A 15,135-nucleotide genomic window follows, 5' to 3' on the forward strand; every position below is an offset into this window, starting at 1 on the left:
GCAACATTAGTATGTACTTGAAAGTCAGTACATCTGGATTTCTAGTCGGCTTTGTGCTTTGGTTATTTGATATTCGTTAGTTACCCGATAAGAACGATCCCAGCTGTTGAGCTGGGATTTTTTTGTTGTGGAGAACAACTATCTTTATGAAGACGAAAGCCACCGTTTTGATAAAGAGTTGGCCGAGTGTAAGGCCAAAGGAGGAGACTGCGGTGCAGTTATTCAGAAGTATTTAGACATCAGCAATAAGAATAGTGCCGAATTAGAGGAAAAATGCAAAGGAGGCGGTATTACCTGCGTGACTTATGAAGAAATTATTCAAGTAAATACGAATGTTGCGCTTGATGAGGGATCGTTACAAATTCGATTGTCAGAGAAATTAAAAGATCCCGACGCCATCAAGATAGTGCAGTATTTGAATGGTAAGGATTTGCAGTTTTTGAAGGATAATATTACCACTTCTAACAGAGTTGCCGCTGTCGCCTTAGATCCAACTTCATGGCCTGTAATGGTCTTTGGTGCAAAGGCAATGATTCAGGGGGCGAAAGGGAAAGAGCAGCTACTTGCGGCAGGCGTCACCAGTGGTATGAACGCGGCTATTCAGTACGGTACGACGAAAGAAGTAAAACTTTCTGATTTGATTGGTGCAGGTGTTGTTGGTGCTATTACTGCCGAAAAAGGTTATAACCCCACTGTAACGTGGAATGCGGTAGGCGGCTACTACACTGCGGAAATTAAAGGGGATGATCCTTTCTTAAATGCGATATTGAGTAAAGGAGGTGCCAGTGCAGGTTATGCTGCTGGTAATGTTATCAAAGTACCAATGGGGAAAGTGCTTAATCCTATATCGAAACAATATGAATGGGAACCAATAGGGATTTGGACTATTACAAAGCCTGTGAAACAAAGTTCAATCCCATCAGTGGCTGGTAACGTTGGTGATTCAGCAGTATCAGGTTGGTTCAACTCTACTGTTGGCGGAGCAATGCAAGAAGGAAAACAGCAAAATGAAAAAAAATAAAATGAAATCAATAGTGATTATGTGTTATTTATTATTTTCTTTTTTCTTGGCTGTCTTCTTACTGAGTGTTATCTCACAGGCTTTTAGTTTATGGTTTATAGACAAAGCCGATATTTTTTGTTCCATCAAAGACAATATAGGAGTTCATTTGCAAATTGGGGGAGCAGGTGCTTTAGCTGGGTTTGTACTTTGGTTATTTAAAATGTATTAGTCAGAAAAATTCCTAAATAAGATTTCATAATTGTGCTACACCCATTTTTTGTCTTCCTGGCTTTTGCTGTGATGAAAACGATGCCAAAAAGGCATTAACATAATTCAGTAACTGCCACATAAATTGACAACAATGATTTCGCGTTATTGTCTCATGGAGCGATTGCCATAACCGTTCTATTTTATTTAACCACGGTGAATAGACCGGTAAAAACAACAGGGTAAATTTTGGATGTCGTGCCAGCCAGTCCTTTACCTTCTGACTTTTATGAATAGTAATGTTCCGGTGGACTCACCTTGCGTTGTCAGATAACAACAAAATGGGATGTTAACGGAAGGGATTCTCAGGCCAGGGCAGCAGCTCATTCAACCGATTGTTTGGCCAGACAGGCAGCCGACTGAGGACATCACGTAACCAGACCCAGGGCTCATGTCCGTTGGCTCTGGCAGTTTCCAGCAGGTTCATTATCATGGCCGCCCGTTGCCCCGCGCAGAGCGAGCCCGCAAAAAGCCAGTTCTTTCGGCCGAGCGCCACACCCCGGACCGCATTCTCCGCCCGGTTGTTGTTTATCGGTACTCGGCACATCATCCAGATAACACACCAGGGCCGACTGGCGATTCAGTAATGCTCTGGTGCTATCCCACCTTGCCCTTCTCCTCCGGCCTATGCACGCGATAGCTTCCTTATCTTCATTTGGAGACTGACACTATGAGCCGTACGATATACCCCGGGACAAAAACAACAACATATGATCCAATGGCGTCACAGTGACCTATGTCTAGTCCCAACATTTGATAGATGGATTGCATAGTGGATCTCTCTGGTTCAAGGGTTCATTGTTTGCAAATATATTCAACGTTAGCAATCCAGTTTTGTTGGCGACGTGTCAATCGAGCTTGATCGCTTTCATCAGTGAACTTAGCAGAAACATACTTAAACAGTGCAGGATCAACGTCTTCAAAGGTATTGACGTTAACGACGGCATAATCGCGACCGTTAATCTGACTGATGACAACAGGCACTACTCCACGCTGGCTACAGATGTGAAACTGTGCTGTACCGGATTCAAAAGAGTATCTATGTAGCAGCTTTTGTTCTCTGATACTCAGCCGAAGCTGCCCTGCCGAGAATGATGTCCAGACTGCATTGTGCTTGGTACAAAAAGAGCAAGTATATGCTCGTGCCGGAATCTCCAGAGGTTCAGGCTCCCAATTAAACGTAAATTCAATATTCTTACAGTGACAACTACCGAAAATCACCATGTGTACCTCCTCAGTTTTCGTGTCTTAACAATAGCGAGGAAATGTGATCTGGTATTACTCGTTTGTGAGTTTTAAAAAAATATATCATTGTTCAAATAATAATGGATTTTTTTAGCATTATATGTTGTGTTTTGTGTTTTGTGTTTTTTTATTAATTTTTGAATTTAAATTCTATATTTTTTTGTTTGCTGAAAGTGATATTGATGTTACTATTTTTCTAATTGATATTTACATAAGTTTATTTTTGTAAAAGTTAATTCTTAAAGAAGTTGTGTAAAAGTATCTGATTATTTGGAGGACTTGTTTATAGAGTGGAAATTATTAATCTAAAGAGTCGATGAGATTCGACTTTTATGTTGTTATAAAGAGCGATTAATTCTTGCAGCACAAAGTGGTATGCAAAGTAATTTATTGTTTTTTTACATGAAAAGCATTAGTTTTTCATTAAATAAGTGATCGTGTGAATTTAATGAAAATTTAACTGGTGCGGGTTTTTATTTTATATGGAATTTATTCTGGGATAGTGTTTATTATATTGAGTGGTTAATAGTCCATGAACAATAAATCTTTATCTTTATTATTTATCGTTTTAATGGCTTTTCTTTCTATGGGTGGGCTGGTTTCATCGGATATATTCTTACCCGCTTTGAGTAAAATGGGGAACTATTATCACGTCAGCGAATCTAGTATACAAAGTGCAATAGCTATATTTCTATTTGGTATATACCCTATGGATTTCAAGATGCATCGCGACGGCAAGGGAGTGAATCCCCGGGAGCATAGGTAACTATGTGACCGGGGTGAGCGAGCGCAGCCAACAAAGAGGCAACTTGAAAGATGACGGGTATAGCCTTTTCTCAACTTATTTATGGGCCATTAAGTGATTGCTTAGGAAGAAAAACGGTTCTTATTTCTGGAATGATTATATGGCTGATTTCAACAATCGGTATTTTTTACAGTACGCATATTAGTGAATTACTATTATTGCGTTTATTCCAGGGAATAGGCGCTTGTGCGGGTATTACATTAAGTCGTGCCATTATTAGTGATTTGATGGGGAAAGAAGAGGCAGCCAATTTGTATCTGATTATTTTCCCTTTTGTGGGAATGTCACCCGCTGTCGCACCCATGATCGGAGGTATGCTAAGTGAATATTATGGTTGGAAAGCCTGTTTTTTATTTCTTACTTTATTTATAACAGCCGCGCTTATATTGTGCTTGCTAGTTCTGGAAGAGTCACTGCCAATAGAAAAACGCCAAAAATTGAGTGTTAAAAATGTATTAGTTAGTACTTACCAAGTGATAATAAATAAAAAGTTTCTTTACTATGCAGCAATACCTTGCTTCGCTTATACAGCATATTTTTCTTATTTGATTGAATCTCCATTTATTCTTACCGCTATGGGATTACCAGAAAAATATGTTGGTTATACCTATATAATTCTCTCTTTGAGTTATGTGTTGGGTAATCTTACGGCTAAGAAATTAAGTCGCCAGCAGGGCATGAGAAAGACGATTTCTCATGGTTATCTCATCTTTGCTGTTGGCGGTATTGCTTTCACGATACAAATGTTTTTTAGTCCCTACCTATTGATAACTTCTGTGCTAACAATATCAATATTGACTTTCGGTAATGGTTTTTTGCTGCCACTAGGTACTGCATCGGCAATTGCCACTTATTCTCAAGCGGCTGGGACAGCTTCCGGCGTAATGGGAACCTTGCAATTAGGTAGTGCGGGATTGGCATCATTGCTTATTGGTTATATATCTCACCATGAACCGATTAAAGTGGCATCTATTATCACCGTTGTTTCCTTGGTCGGTAGCATTATTTATATAACTGGTAATAGAGGTAATAAAGAAATCAGTAAGAAACAAACAATATAAACTAAAATAGGAATGAAAAGTGGTTAATAATATAGATGTCACATTATGTGTATTAGTGTGATTACCGAGGGAGATTGACGACCCTATCATCAAACACAAAGCTGGTTTGTTGAACCCAACATCGTGTTAATTTATTGATTTATTTTGGATTGGCCTGGCAGTTGCAATAGGATTTGTAAGTATTGCGTTCAAGCAGAAAAAAGACACATAATTTCTTATGTATCCTACATCATAACCCTTGTATTCAATTCAATATCGAAGTACTGAAAAGCTAAACTAACTACAGTTATACATTCGGGTTCTTGTTTCGGCCGCCGGTTGAGTTTTCTCATCTCTCAAACAGCGTCCCCACGAAGGCCCCCACAAAAAATCGCTTTTGTTTTGTGATGGTTATCAAGAAAAATCGGTATTTAAGATAGTGGGGCTTCGTTATGTGTGGAGTCAGGTCCACATATAACGACCAGACCTCCACACATAGCGGCGCTAAAAAATCCATACTGCATTATGCAATCAAAGCCCCATCCCCCTTCTCATTGAACATCTTTCAAACTTACATTTGATATGTTGGAACAACGGTTTTTGAGATAATCAAAAACAGTGTTCTTTCTAAGATATAGATTCTATTACTATTTTTGCTATACTTTTGAGATGTTTTTATTCACCAGTTGAGATAACTAAACATCATGGTTCAATTTAATCACTTTGAACTCTCGCTTCTGAACCCCAGCTTTGACTCCCCTTTGGTCGATGCGCTGACGGAACTGGAGTTACTCCGGCACCTGCGGCTGGAAACTGATGTTCACCCTATCCTGTTTGCGCAGTTGAAGGCCGTTTTCCACATGCTGGAGAGTCTTGGCTCCGCAAGGATTGAGGGAAACCATACCACGCTTGCCGACTATGTTGAAAGCAAGGTTGAAGGAACGCAGAGTTCGACGGACCAACTCAAAGAAATCAACAATATTGAAGCCGCGATGGAGTACATCGACGAATACCTGAGCAACGGCGATGACATAACAGAATATTTTATCCGCGAGTTGCATAGTCTGGCGGTAGCCGGGCTGCAACAGGAAGGCGACAGAACGCCCGGAGCATATCGGCAACATAACGTCAGCATCGCTCTGTCTGACCATTTACCGCCGGACCACATCCGCGTTCCTGATTATATGGCGGAACTGACCGCCTTTATTAATCGTGCCGATAAGCCAAAGTACGATCTGATGAAGATTGCACTGGTGCACCACCGCTTTGGCTGGATACATCCATTTGGCAACGGTAATGGCAGAACGGTCAGATTGCTGACCTATGCATTGCTTATCAAGTATGGTTTTAATGTTCAGGCTGGTGGGCGGGTTCTCAATCCGACAGCGGTATTCTGCAATGATCGTGAACGCTATTACGCCATGCTTTCGTTAGCTGATAAGGGAACAGAGCAGGGGCTGGAAGAATGGTGCTTATATGTGCTTTCGGGGATCTCCTCTGAGCTGAAGAAAGTCGATCAACTGACAAACCACGCTTTCCTGAGCGAAAAGATCCTGTATCCGGCCATCGATTTCTTATCGGAGAGAGGGCTGATAAACCCGCTGGAATCGAAGGTTCTGAAACGCGTTGTTGAGCTGGGGACGATAAAAGCGGGCGATCTACGCGCCGTTTTGCCTGAGCTTAAACCGACGCAGGTGACTTATCAGCTTGGTAAGCTGATTGAACGGGGACTGCTTCAGCCAGTAGAAGAGGGGGCTCGTACCTATACGGCGAAGTTTTCTAACTCATATCTGATTCGTGGGGTGATTAAGGTTCTGCGGGAAGAAGGGTTTATTCCTAACCTATAATCTTAATGAGCAAATTGTTACTTACAATGTAGATAGCTTTTTTGACACATGTTTATTTCTTCTGTAAAAGTCCCCCTTCATAGAAGGGGGCATTGATAACGCCTCAGCGGTTGGTTAATATACTATAAATTTTCTTGTAACCAAGCTTCTAACGCATCTACTTGTACAAAATTAATATTAGTTTCATATGGCGGATATCTTAACCACCAGTAAATTTGTCTACTAATATATAAATGGATAAATTTAACTTCGTAATTATCTGCTGGCTCACTCCAGTTTAGTAGAGTACGAAGATTATTATAATTTTCTGCTAGGAAATCAATCCTTTTTTCTATTTTCCCAATCTGTCCCCTTTTATCACCTCTACCAAATATTTTCTCTCGTAAACGACGCATATCCTTAATGCAATAGTAGGGCTGATTATACTTACACTCTATATTCAACCAGGTATTGCTATCAGGAAAATAGGCTAAGGTATCAAAATCACCTACATCAGGAAATTTTTTCTTTGGAAAGCGTTTCTTAAAGTCGATGCCAAGTTCAATTTGGGTTGCGAACCTTTTTACAATATTAAAAGTGGTTATTTCTAATTGCTTTTCAATACTCTCTTTTATTTTACCAACTTCATGTGAAATGTGGCTCCATTCGAATTCGGCAGGAAGATATCCATTTGCAATATGGGCAATCCATATTGTGCCTGCCCGATATGCTGCCGCAGCTCCCCAGACTATATTATTATTACTAATTTCTATTAGTGGGCGAATATTATATCGGTGATCTCGTTTATTATGATCGGATATGGGTACATCAAAATATTCAGAATCAGCACCCAGCAATTTTCTTATCTTATTCGGATTAAGAATAAGAAAATCTATTATTTTCTATACTTCTTCATTAATCAGGTTTGTATTGCTGTTAAGTAATGTAGTTACCATATCAGCCCTTGTCGCCTGATATGAAAGATTTAATTCAATTTGGTTAAATCGAGCCCATTGAAAAAGAATAGAGAAAACAGCAAGTAAACTCGAGTATTTGAAACCGAGATCTTGTTGAAATATACGATCAAGAACATCTAAATTTTCATTTATAATGTCGGATTCTACTGAGTCATTATCGTTTAAGTTATAACCTAACTTATAGCCTGCTTGTTCTTCACTAAACTTATCTTCTTTAATCTCACGATCTTCGGAAAAAAATACTTGTGGGATGTAAAAATTATCTATATTCAAACCACCTACATCAATATCGTTATGCAAGATGTCACTTGCATTATAAAGTACTATTAACCAATCAATATCAGCAAGTAATTGTAAGATATCATCGGTAGCAGGTATGGTTTTACTTTTTGTGTTAAGACTCAAAGCGCATTCAAGCAAATATCTATAATTTGCTGACATACGGTTGAACTCAGTACTCTGTTTTGCTAATTTTTCTGTTCTATTATAATTAACCTCATGTTGAAGGCTTAACATAATATTTTTCTTTTTTCTATGATCTTCGGCTACATAAGCATCATAGTTTTCAATTACAAATTGTAGCAAGTGCTCCCTGTTCATTGAGCGTATTGTTGCGTGAATTTTTTCTCTGAAAAAATCGGCTAAAGGGTTAATAATATCCTTGGCCTTTTGTAACTCATAATTACCTTCCTGAACTCCAGACTCTTTAATTAAGTTAGCCAATGTTTTTCTGGCTAGTTTAAAGTGTTTGGCTTCAGGAATGTTTGGTTTTATTTCTAAAGTATCAAAGGTGCGCTTTTCGCTGGATATTGCCATCCTTGCGGGTCTGTTCCCTGTATTGATTATCTGTTGCCTAATATCTTCGGAGAACTCGATATGAAGTATTTGGGAGAGCGATTGTAAGAACGCAATGCAAACATCAGCCTGGAAACTGGCATTTTGAGGTCTGTTAAGACGATATTGCATGAGAGGTAAATTAATGTGAATTTTTATATTTGCAGAAGAATTATCTTTGTTAATTAATGACACGTGAGTGAACAACTCAGGATCAAAATTTTCTGTAATGTCGGAATTACTATCGACCAGATATTTTTTGTCAATAGCGCAGTGAACGGTAATTCTTTTTATATTTTGGAATGATATATTCTCTAAAATATCTTTTCGTTGCGATAGCGCATCACAAGTGCATTCTAAAAATAATGTCAGAAGCTGACCGTTAAGATGATCTTCATTTAGTAGTGGTTTGCGATCGGCACAAAAATGCATTGTGCAGTTATTTATTTTTGTGCACCAGCATACATAGAAATGACTTTTTGATATTAATGAAATATTTCCTTGGTAAGTATTACTGATATTCCATTTTACATTGACATCAGGAAAATTTGAAGGGACCTGTGACCAGTATTTTTCCAGTTCTTCATATCTCCAGTGAGATCCCCAATGAGGATCAAGAATAATCATGTCGAAATTAATAGCACCATCTTCTAATACAGAATGAGTTCCTTTAAGTGATGCAAATTTATCTATTACAGAAATAAAAAACGGATTTATTTTGGATTTATATTGCTCTAGATATGAAAAAAGTGATGACAATTCACTTAGGTTATCTATCGAGTCAAATAATGCAATAAATTCTGTCAAGAAAAGAATATGATAACTATATTTTAGTTGCGGTGGCTTAAAAGGAAGCATAGCAGTAGTAAGATTAGAGCTTATGAAAATAAACTCAATATCATCAATTGCAAGTTGCTTTCCTGAGCCATTTCGAATACCTAATAGTTGTGATGATGAAATCGGTGATAAAGCCCATTTTCCTTGGCTAAAAAGTTCGAAAACATCTTCTTCTATCTTTTTTAGTTTGTTTATTGGATTAATATCAAAAGGTACAAATAAATAATACTTATCATTTCCCTGTAGTATCCCAGCGAATTTATAAGGTAGGATCTTTTTTTGATTCAGAAGCAGAAATGGTCCCTCAATAATGTTTTCAAAACGCTGGGATATGAAATTTGAAATTGCATCTGAACAATCGATATCCATTTTCTGGGAAGCATAGTGCTCAATAATTACATTTGCCATATTCCTGAATGACAATGGATAAACACGATCACCAATATTGATACCAATAGCAGGGAGCGCTATGCCTTCCATTATTATATTTGATAATTCAGTGGTGGAGTTAATGCTTTTAAATTCCCCTGGTTTTTTAATAAATATATTTTCTGTCTGATTTATTATTTCCTCAAACGCATGACTGGCATCCGTTAAAGCCTGATGGCAGGTTTTCCAGAACGTTTCTGGAGGGATTTCGACATGACCGGGTGAGAACTCTTGTTCTGAGAGTGTATCAACTGGATTTATGCCTGATAAAAACTGGTTCTGTAAAATAAGAACATTTTCCATTTGCTTAAGAATAATTGGATATTCTGCGTATCTAATTTCAAAAGCTTTAATATAATCATATAAGCGTTCGACTGAGCTACCATAAAAAATTTTATAAATACTATCTCCCCACGGTATTCTTATTTGTCCCCAGTCTTGTTCAGGGATAAAATCTTCCATTTGAGGAATATCAGGTAATATATTGTAAATAATGCTAAAAAATTCGCTTGCTTGTTGGTATGTTTTAAGTTCCTTTTGGTTGTTAAATGTACTGACGTCCATGGAAAGCAAGGTGTTGAAAGCGATAGTGTGTTTTACAGGTGACGAAATATTGGGTAGCCATAATTCGGAAATACTTAATGCGAGAAAAAGTTCTGCGAGGTTGTATTCTGTATAAACAGATGTTAATTTTTCTTTTATTTGTGGCATAATGTCCTTATAGTTTCTTATCCCCCTGTTCGGGAATTTATCTTTGGGCTTATTATTGTTTTTTTTCTTTTTTGAATCTCGTTTTGACTTGCTGTTCTTTCCCATTTTTAAATCCTTTTGAGAACTAAGTGTATGTAATGTGTTGTATTTAATATCCTTCAAGTCTTAATTTTGCATGCCGATCTTGATTTACAGCATCAAAATCATAATGTGAAGCAAGGTCATCAAAGACACACGCCAATTTGGGATGAGTGAAATATAACTGGTTAGCTATTTCTTTGTACTGGTCAACTAGTTTTCGTTCTTTATCACCGCCTTCATAATAAGCTCTTACTGTTGTACCACGGCTATTGATAGTGCCATAATAGAATCCTTCTCTGATCTCATCTCGTTCTGTTTCTTCCAGCAAATCTCTGATTATTATGCTGGACCATGGTGCGTTATTTAGATGTTTTGAGCGGGATAGCCATTTACCGATTATGTAATCAGTAGTATTGCTTCTGTCATTTTCTGCCGCCAATTTCCTGACTTCCTCAATCCAGTTACTAAATACGACTTCATCAATATTATCATCTGGTCTCTGACCGGGGATTCCTTTCCCTTGATCCAGAACTCTGCCAGCTTGTTGTGCCGCAGCCATTAAGGATTCATCCTGTTTATACTCTTTCTTAGATTCTGGTTTATAAGCAAGACATATTAATTGCACAAAGAGTGGTGGATTGGAAAGTAATTCCGTGTAAAGGTTTTTTGCTCCTTTTTCACAATTCCTGAATGCTGAGAAAAAGAAGAATTCCAGTAAGGATAAATCTAAACGAGAGACCTGGCCTGATGATTCAAGATATTCAATAGCTCTGGATAGATACCAGCCATCTGGTATTGGTACATCTTTTTCAGTGGTAGTTCTGAATCCATTTAACAGTTTCAATAGGTTTTGCCAGGAAACTTTCTCTATACGATGTTTTACGAGATTAAATGTTGATATATATCTGTCAGCGAACATCATTTTTCCGATGAAGTAATCAATTTCATCAGCATTATCACTCCAGATGTGTGGATAATTGATTCCCTTCCAGTACAGCATTTGGGCGCTTTCAGAGTAACTTGAGAGGTTGTGCCATGTAGCCATATTGGGTGGGAGTATTGAGTGGAATGCGGCAATTTTGTCATCACTATTCATCTCATTTTTAAATTCTTGAGAATTTAACAGGATAAGTTTCTTTTCTTCAGGCAGCCAGGCATAAAATGAACTTATCAATTGATCATGAAATGGGAAACCATTACCTTTGAATTTTTCAATAATCCATGTGAATGAATCTATCAAATTTAAGTTACAGGTAGCCAGAGACTCACCTATTACAGACGGTGATTGTGCTAATGAAAGTAAAGATGATATTCCATCCAATCCTTGGTGGAAATATATCTCTTCTATTGCATTGGTTCGCATTTTTATTATTTTTTCACTATGTATTATGCGATCTATTTCATTTCCTTCAGGTAATGCAGGGTATTGAGATGTGAAAAGTCGGCGTTTATCAAGAATAATATCTTTAGGTGTTAATAAACCGACGAATGACATGAGGTCTTCTGCAACAGTTCTGCTTTTTTTATCTCCATCTTTGTTATACGAGTTATGCCAACTCAGATAGTGATATAGTGCTTCTCTGATGATTTCCTTGTCTCCATCAGAAAAAGAAATTGCGCGTTTAATTAATGCAATAAGTCTTTCTTGGTAGGTTCCTTCAAAATGGTCTATTCGCTTAATAAGCGCTGCTATTCTTTCGACATTTTTTTCTGCCAGAACCAGAATTCGCTCACTAAGTGCAGAATAATATTCATAAAGAAAAGTTCCTCTCATTTGTGCACTGCCAGCATCATCATCCCGCCATTTTGGTCTGGCATTTCCCATATAAACACCGCCCATAGGATCAGTTTGTTCATAGAGAAAACGCCAGACAATGCTATCGTGCTTTTTGATAAGCATATCAAGTACGACGAGTCTTTGTTCATCAGTAGCCATTGTTTGTGGCCAGTAGGGTCTGAGCAACGATTTTAGGGTATTTTCCGGTGTATTGGTCCAGTTTCCCTGAATTCTTAATGATGATAGCGTTGCAAGAATAAGACTGATTCTAAGTAATCGCCTTGGATTCCAGGCTAGGATTTCCAGCGCATGCAATAAGTCAGCATGCCAACAACGCATACCAAAGCCTGTGCTTTCGCTCGTTTCTGTTAGTAGACGAGTAACGGAAACCTCTGTTGATTGCAAACTTGTTTCTATGGATTTTAAGAACACCTCTGGTGATGCTTCAGCTAACGGACATAATACGTCTGTTAATGACAGCCATCTCTCACCATCGGCATCCATCAACAGATCTCTAACCAGATTGTCGATGGCGGCAATGATGAAATCTGAATTAATCCCTTCACTGCTTTCAGCGTAGATTCTGAGCTTTACCAGTGAGTCAGCGATTGATTTCAGAATAAAATCTGATTCTGAACGAACTTTTCCATAGATAGCCGCCATCCAGCGATCTTCGTTTTTAAGCTCCAGGGCAGGATCGGGTTTAAGTAGCGTTTGTTTTACAACCAAGAAGAAACGTTCAAGCTGACTTTCTGTCAGTCGAGGGGCTAGTTGATACAATAGCTCAATGGGAGATTTTGCTTTCCATACATCACCAATCTGTAATACCGGAGAGTCATCCCGAAGAGATATTTCGCGTAGTTCCTGTTCCAGTTCTTCGTAATCTTTTTGCGCAATAGTTTCAACGCAATATTTATCGCCTTCCTTTTTGGTATTCCAGCATCCTACCAGAGTCAGCGTGATTAGCGCTTTTGCTGGCGATGTGGTCAGCCATACGGGAGATGATATTGCCGGGTTTTTGGCCCTAAGACGTCGATAAACCGACCAGGATCGTCCGGTTGTTTGCGATAACCGCCTTGCATCGGATTCCTCCTCTCCTAAAGCAATGAGCTTCTCTTCAAAATCGCTTCGAGTAAGACGTTCCAATGTAATGGTATCACTTCGCTTATTGTTCGTAGTATTGTGATCGCCCAGGGAAAAGGGAATAAAAATAGTTCGTTCAGGCTGGTGTCGGCTTTGTCTGGAAATATCACTGTTCATCGCCAGACAAAATTGAATTGAGGGATTTTTATCAATAAAGTGCCATCCATCATCAGTAGTTATGCAGGCTGATATATTTTCATGTCCCATCTCTATTAAGCTGGCACAGGCAAAAGCGATACCTTCTTCCTGACTGTCTGCCCGGATAATAATTTGTTCTTTTTTATCTGATAGAAAGTCGTTCAGTGTGTTTTTTTCCTCTTCCCTGCCAGCCAGTAAGGTGTCTTTTGTTAACGGAAATTGTGACTGATTGCACCATCGTTCCCAGAAATGGGAAATGGATTCAATGCCTGCACCAGTATGGCCTGTTATTTCACTGAACCAGAGAGCTACAGCCGGAGTGTTTTCCAGCCACGCCTCCAGATCGTCAGCATCAAGAGCATAAACGCCGGACCAGATGTTTTCAGCCTGTGCTTCTTTGAGCCAGCTATCTTTTTTGGACCACCGGCGTGGTGATACGAAAACAAAGCGACTTTGAGCTGCTTCCTGTGGTGAAATTTGTTGATTTCTTTTCCGAAAATCTGAGCGGGCTTTAGTAATGATGTCGGAGGAACAGCCCATTTCCCAGAAAGAGGCACCATCAGGAACCCAGATGTTGCCTTTGTCAGCCTGGACAATACCATCCCAGCCGCTGCTTGAAACAGAATCACCGCCGGGCATGCTCAATGCTGTTATTGTTGTGGTCGCGCTAATTAATCGCCGGATCAAAATGGGCAACATTCCCTGAGCGTCTCTTGTGTCCGCCCACTGTTCAATTTGGGTAGCGGTGATCCTCATATTGAGATCCTTAGAGTGTGTTTTCTGGATTATATTCCCGATTATTCATTGAATAAAATGGAAAAAATGAAACTTTAGTCTTTTGTTTGATGCGAAAGACGAATGATTAGTTTTGCAGGTAAGAGAGAGTTATTTTTGCGATAAGCCTTTCATAACCTCACTTGCTGTTAACTGCTAATCGCGGTGCAAATTCAGGTGCCGGGATTGGTCTCCTGAAGATATTCCTTACTGGCGACATATGACGCGCTTTGCGTCTTTTTTATGTCGTTCATCCGGCTACATCTCAATGGTGGGCCGGGCGGAGGCGTCGCAAGACGCGCCGGTGTCCAGTAAGGCCGGTAAGACCAACTCTGTCCGGTTCCACCACCGCAAAATTGGTCTCTTCGGTGGTGGTTCAATTAATCACTTACTGGAGGCTGCCACTATGGCTACGATCCCTACTCAAACACACCCGTTACTTGCTATTCCCTTCAATGCCGCCACGGACTTCACCGTCCTTGCCGATCACTGCGAAAACTTCGCCGAAACCCTGATTGAAAGTAAAGATATAGCGTTAAAAATGGCGCTCTGCGGCAGGATCAATGCCTGTTTGACGCTGCTCCAGCGAGCGCAGGATCTTCGCCGTGTGATGCTCCGTCCAGCGGATATTTCCCGCCAGCCACTTACGGGCGACCCCTTCAAAGGTATTACCGCTTTTCTTCGCCTGCTTCTCCTGCTGCTTTTTCACCCCCGGATTGTCGCCCGCGCTGAGTACGGCGCGAGCTTCTTCACGCAGCTTACGCGCATTCGCCAGCGTAACGGTCGGGTAAGCGCCAAACGCCAGCTTCTTCTCCTTGCCGCCAAAGCGGTACTTGAGTTGCCAGAGTTTAGAACCGTTGGGTTTAATCAGCAGGTACAGACCCTGCGCATCGCTGAGTTTGTAGGGTTTATCGAGCGGCTTGGCGTTACGGATGGCGGTATCGGTGAGTCGCATGGCGGGGGCTCCAGAGTTTATCGAACCAACAGGCCCCCAATTAAGCCCCAAAAACTCTGAATGTCAAAAACCCTGGCAGTATCTATTGATGCTCCAGGCTCTTTGCAACTTACTGATTTTTTAACATTTCAGGACGTATAGGAGCGCCATGAAACTAAACTTTGGTGCCCGGAGGCGGAATCGAACCACCGACACGAGGATTTTCAATCCTCTGCTCTACCGACTGAGCTATCCGGGCAACGGGGCGCATTAAACCGTATTCAGCCTAAGTCGTCAATGCCTTTCTGATAAAA

Annotated in this window: 8 protein-coding genes, 1 tRNA gene and 4 pseudogenes; 5 read left to right on the top strand and 8 right to left on the bottom strand. The window is 39.8% G+C overall.

Annotated elements, in window-relative coordinates; all coding sequences use genetic code 11:
* Positions 1-127: 127 nt before the first annotated feature.
* Both EAE93_RS24845 and EAE93_RS22155 read left to right on the top strand, forming a co-directional pair.
* The gene (locus tag EAE93_RS24845) at positions 128-1,021 is read left to right on the top strand and encodes a hypothetical protein (RefSeq protein WP_250151152.1); all 894 of its coding nucleotides are present in this window, start codon (positions 128-130) and stop codon (positions 1,019-1,021) included.
* On the top strand, positions 1,008-1,232 hold the full coding sequence (locus EAE93_RS22155; protein WP_214040595.1) for a hypothetical protein: 225 nt from the start codon (positions 1,008-1,010) through the stop codon (positions 1,230-1,232). Before EAE93_RS24845 ends, EAE93_RS22155 begins: the two co-directional genes overlap by 14 nt.
* 24 nt (positions 1,233-1,256) lie before the next feature.
* Here EAE93_RS22155 and EAE93_RS22160 read toward each other — a convergent pair.
* The 3 genes and pseudogenes from EAE93_RS22160 to EAE93_RS22170 form a co-directional block, all read right to left on the bottom strand.
* Positions 1,257-1,514 (bottom strand): annotated as a pseudogene (locus EAE93_RS22160) (transposase); the annotation flags it as partial.
* 45 nt (positions 1,515-1,559) lie between these two features.
* A pseudogene (locus tag EAE93_RS25670) lies at positions 1,560-1,805 on the bottom strand (transposase domain-containing protein); the annotation flags it as partial.
* Between the two features lie 260 nt (positions 1,806-2,065).
* Positions 2,066-2,494 (bottom strand): GFA family protein, encoded by a 429-nt coding sequence (locus EAE93_RS22170; RefSeq protein WP_214040596.1) that lies wholly within the window; start codon positions 2,492-2,494, stop codon positions 2,066-2,068.
* An 837-nt stretch (positions 2,495-3,331) separates the two neighbouring features.
* Between EAE93_RS22170 and EAE93_RS22175 the strand changes: the two genes are divergently transcribed.
* Together EAE93_RS22175 and EAE93_RS22180 are read left to right on the top strand one after the other, a co-directional pair.
* Positions 3,332-4,381 carry a Bcr/CflA family efflux MFS transporter gene (locus tag EAE93_RS22175; RefSeq protein WP_250151154.1) on the top strand — a complete coding sequence of 350 codons (1,050 nt, stop codon included), beginning with the start codon at positions 3,332-3,334 and terminating at the stop codon, positions 4,379-4,381.
* 683 nt (positions 4,382-5,064) lie between these two features.
* Positions 5,065-6,207 (top strand): Fic family protein, encoded by a 1,143-nt coding sequence (locus tag EAE93_RS22180; protein WP_214040597.1) that lies wholly within the window; start codon positions 5,065-5,067, stop codon positions 6,205-6,207.
* Positions 6,208-6,329: 122 nt separating this feature from the next.
* Here EAE93_RS22180 and EAE93_RS24860 read toward each other — a convergent pair whose 3' ends face one another.
* From EAE93_RS24860 to EAE93_RS22190, 3 genes are read right to left on the bottom strand one after another with little or no spacing between them, the layout of a single operon-like run.
* Entirely contained in the window at positions 6,330-7,043 is a 714-nt protein-coding gene (locus EAE93_RS24860) for a hypothetical protein (protein ID WP_250151155.1), read from the bottom strand.
* Between the two features lie 45 nt (positions 7,044-7,088).
* Entirely contained in the window at positions 7,089-10,079 is a 2,991-nt protein-coding gene (locus tag EAE93_RS22185) for a hypothetical protein (RefSeq protein WP_250151156.1), read from the bottom strand.
* A gap of 43 nt (positions 10,080-10,122) precedes the next feature.
* Positions 10,123-13,869, bottom strand: a complete 3,747-nt coding sequence (locus EAE93_RS22190) for a hypothetical protein (RefSeq protein ID WP_214040598.1) — start codon at positions 13,867-13,869, stop codon at positions 10,123-10,125.
* A 286-nt stretch (positions 13,870-14,155) separates the two neighbouring features.
* Here EAE93_RS22190 and EAE93_RS25170 point away from each other — a divergent pair.
* A pseudogene (locus EAE93_RS25170) lies at positions 14,156-14,473 on the top strand (ash family protein); the annotation flags it as partial.
* Here EAE93_RS25170 and EAE93_RS22200 read toward each other — a convergent pair.
* Positions 14,468-14,842 (bottom strand): annotated as a pseudogene (locus EAE93_RS22200) (Arm DNA-binding domain-containing protein); the annotation flags it as partial. The pseudogenes EAE93_RS25170 and EAE93_RS22200 overlap by 6 nt on opposite strands.
* A gap of 162 nt (positions 14,843-15,004) precedes the next feature.
* Positions 15,005-15,080 (bottom strand) — tRNA-Phe (locus EAE93_RS22205).
* Positions 15,081-15,135: the final 55 nt, after the last annotated feature.

This window comes from Photorhabdus akhurstii, from assembly GCF_018448925.1.
Taxonomy (GTDB): domain Bacteria; phylum Pseudomonadota; class Gammaproteobacteria; order Enterobacterales; family Enterobacteriaceae; genus Photorhabdus; species Photorhabdus akhurstii.

What these genes read in the sequence shown, in the direction of transcription:
- EAE93_RS22170 (WP_214040596.1), bottom strand. Translation starts at nt 2,494, where the DNA reads ATGGTGATTTTCGGTAGTTGTCACTGTAAGAATATTGAATTTACGTTT.
- EAE93_RS22155 (WP_214040595.1), top strand. Translation starts at nt 1,008, where the DNA reads ATGAAAAAAAATAAAATGAAATCAATAGTGATTATGTGTTATTTATTA.
- EAE93_RS22180 (WP_214040597.1), top strand. Translation starts at nt 5,065, where the DNA reads ATGGTTCAATTTAATCACTTTGAACTCTCGCTTCTGAACCCCAGCTTT.
- EAE93_RS22185 (WP_250151156.1), bottom strand. Translation starts at nt 10,079, where the DNA reads ATGGGAAAGAACAGCAAGTCAAAACGAGATTCAAAAAAGAAAAAAAAC.
- EAE93_RS22175 (WP_250151154.1), top strand. Translation starts at nt 3,332, where the DNA reads ATGACGGGTATAGCCTTTTCTCAACTTATTTATGGGCCATTAAGTGAT.
- EAE93_RS22190 (WP_214040598.1), bottom strand. Translation starts at nt 13,869, where the DNA reads ATGAGGATCACCGCTACCCAAATTGAACAGTGGGCGGACACAAGAGAC.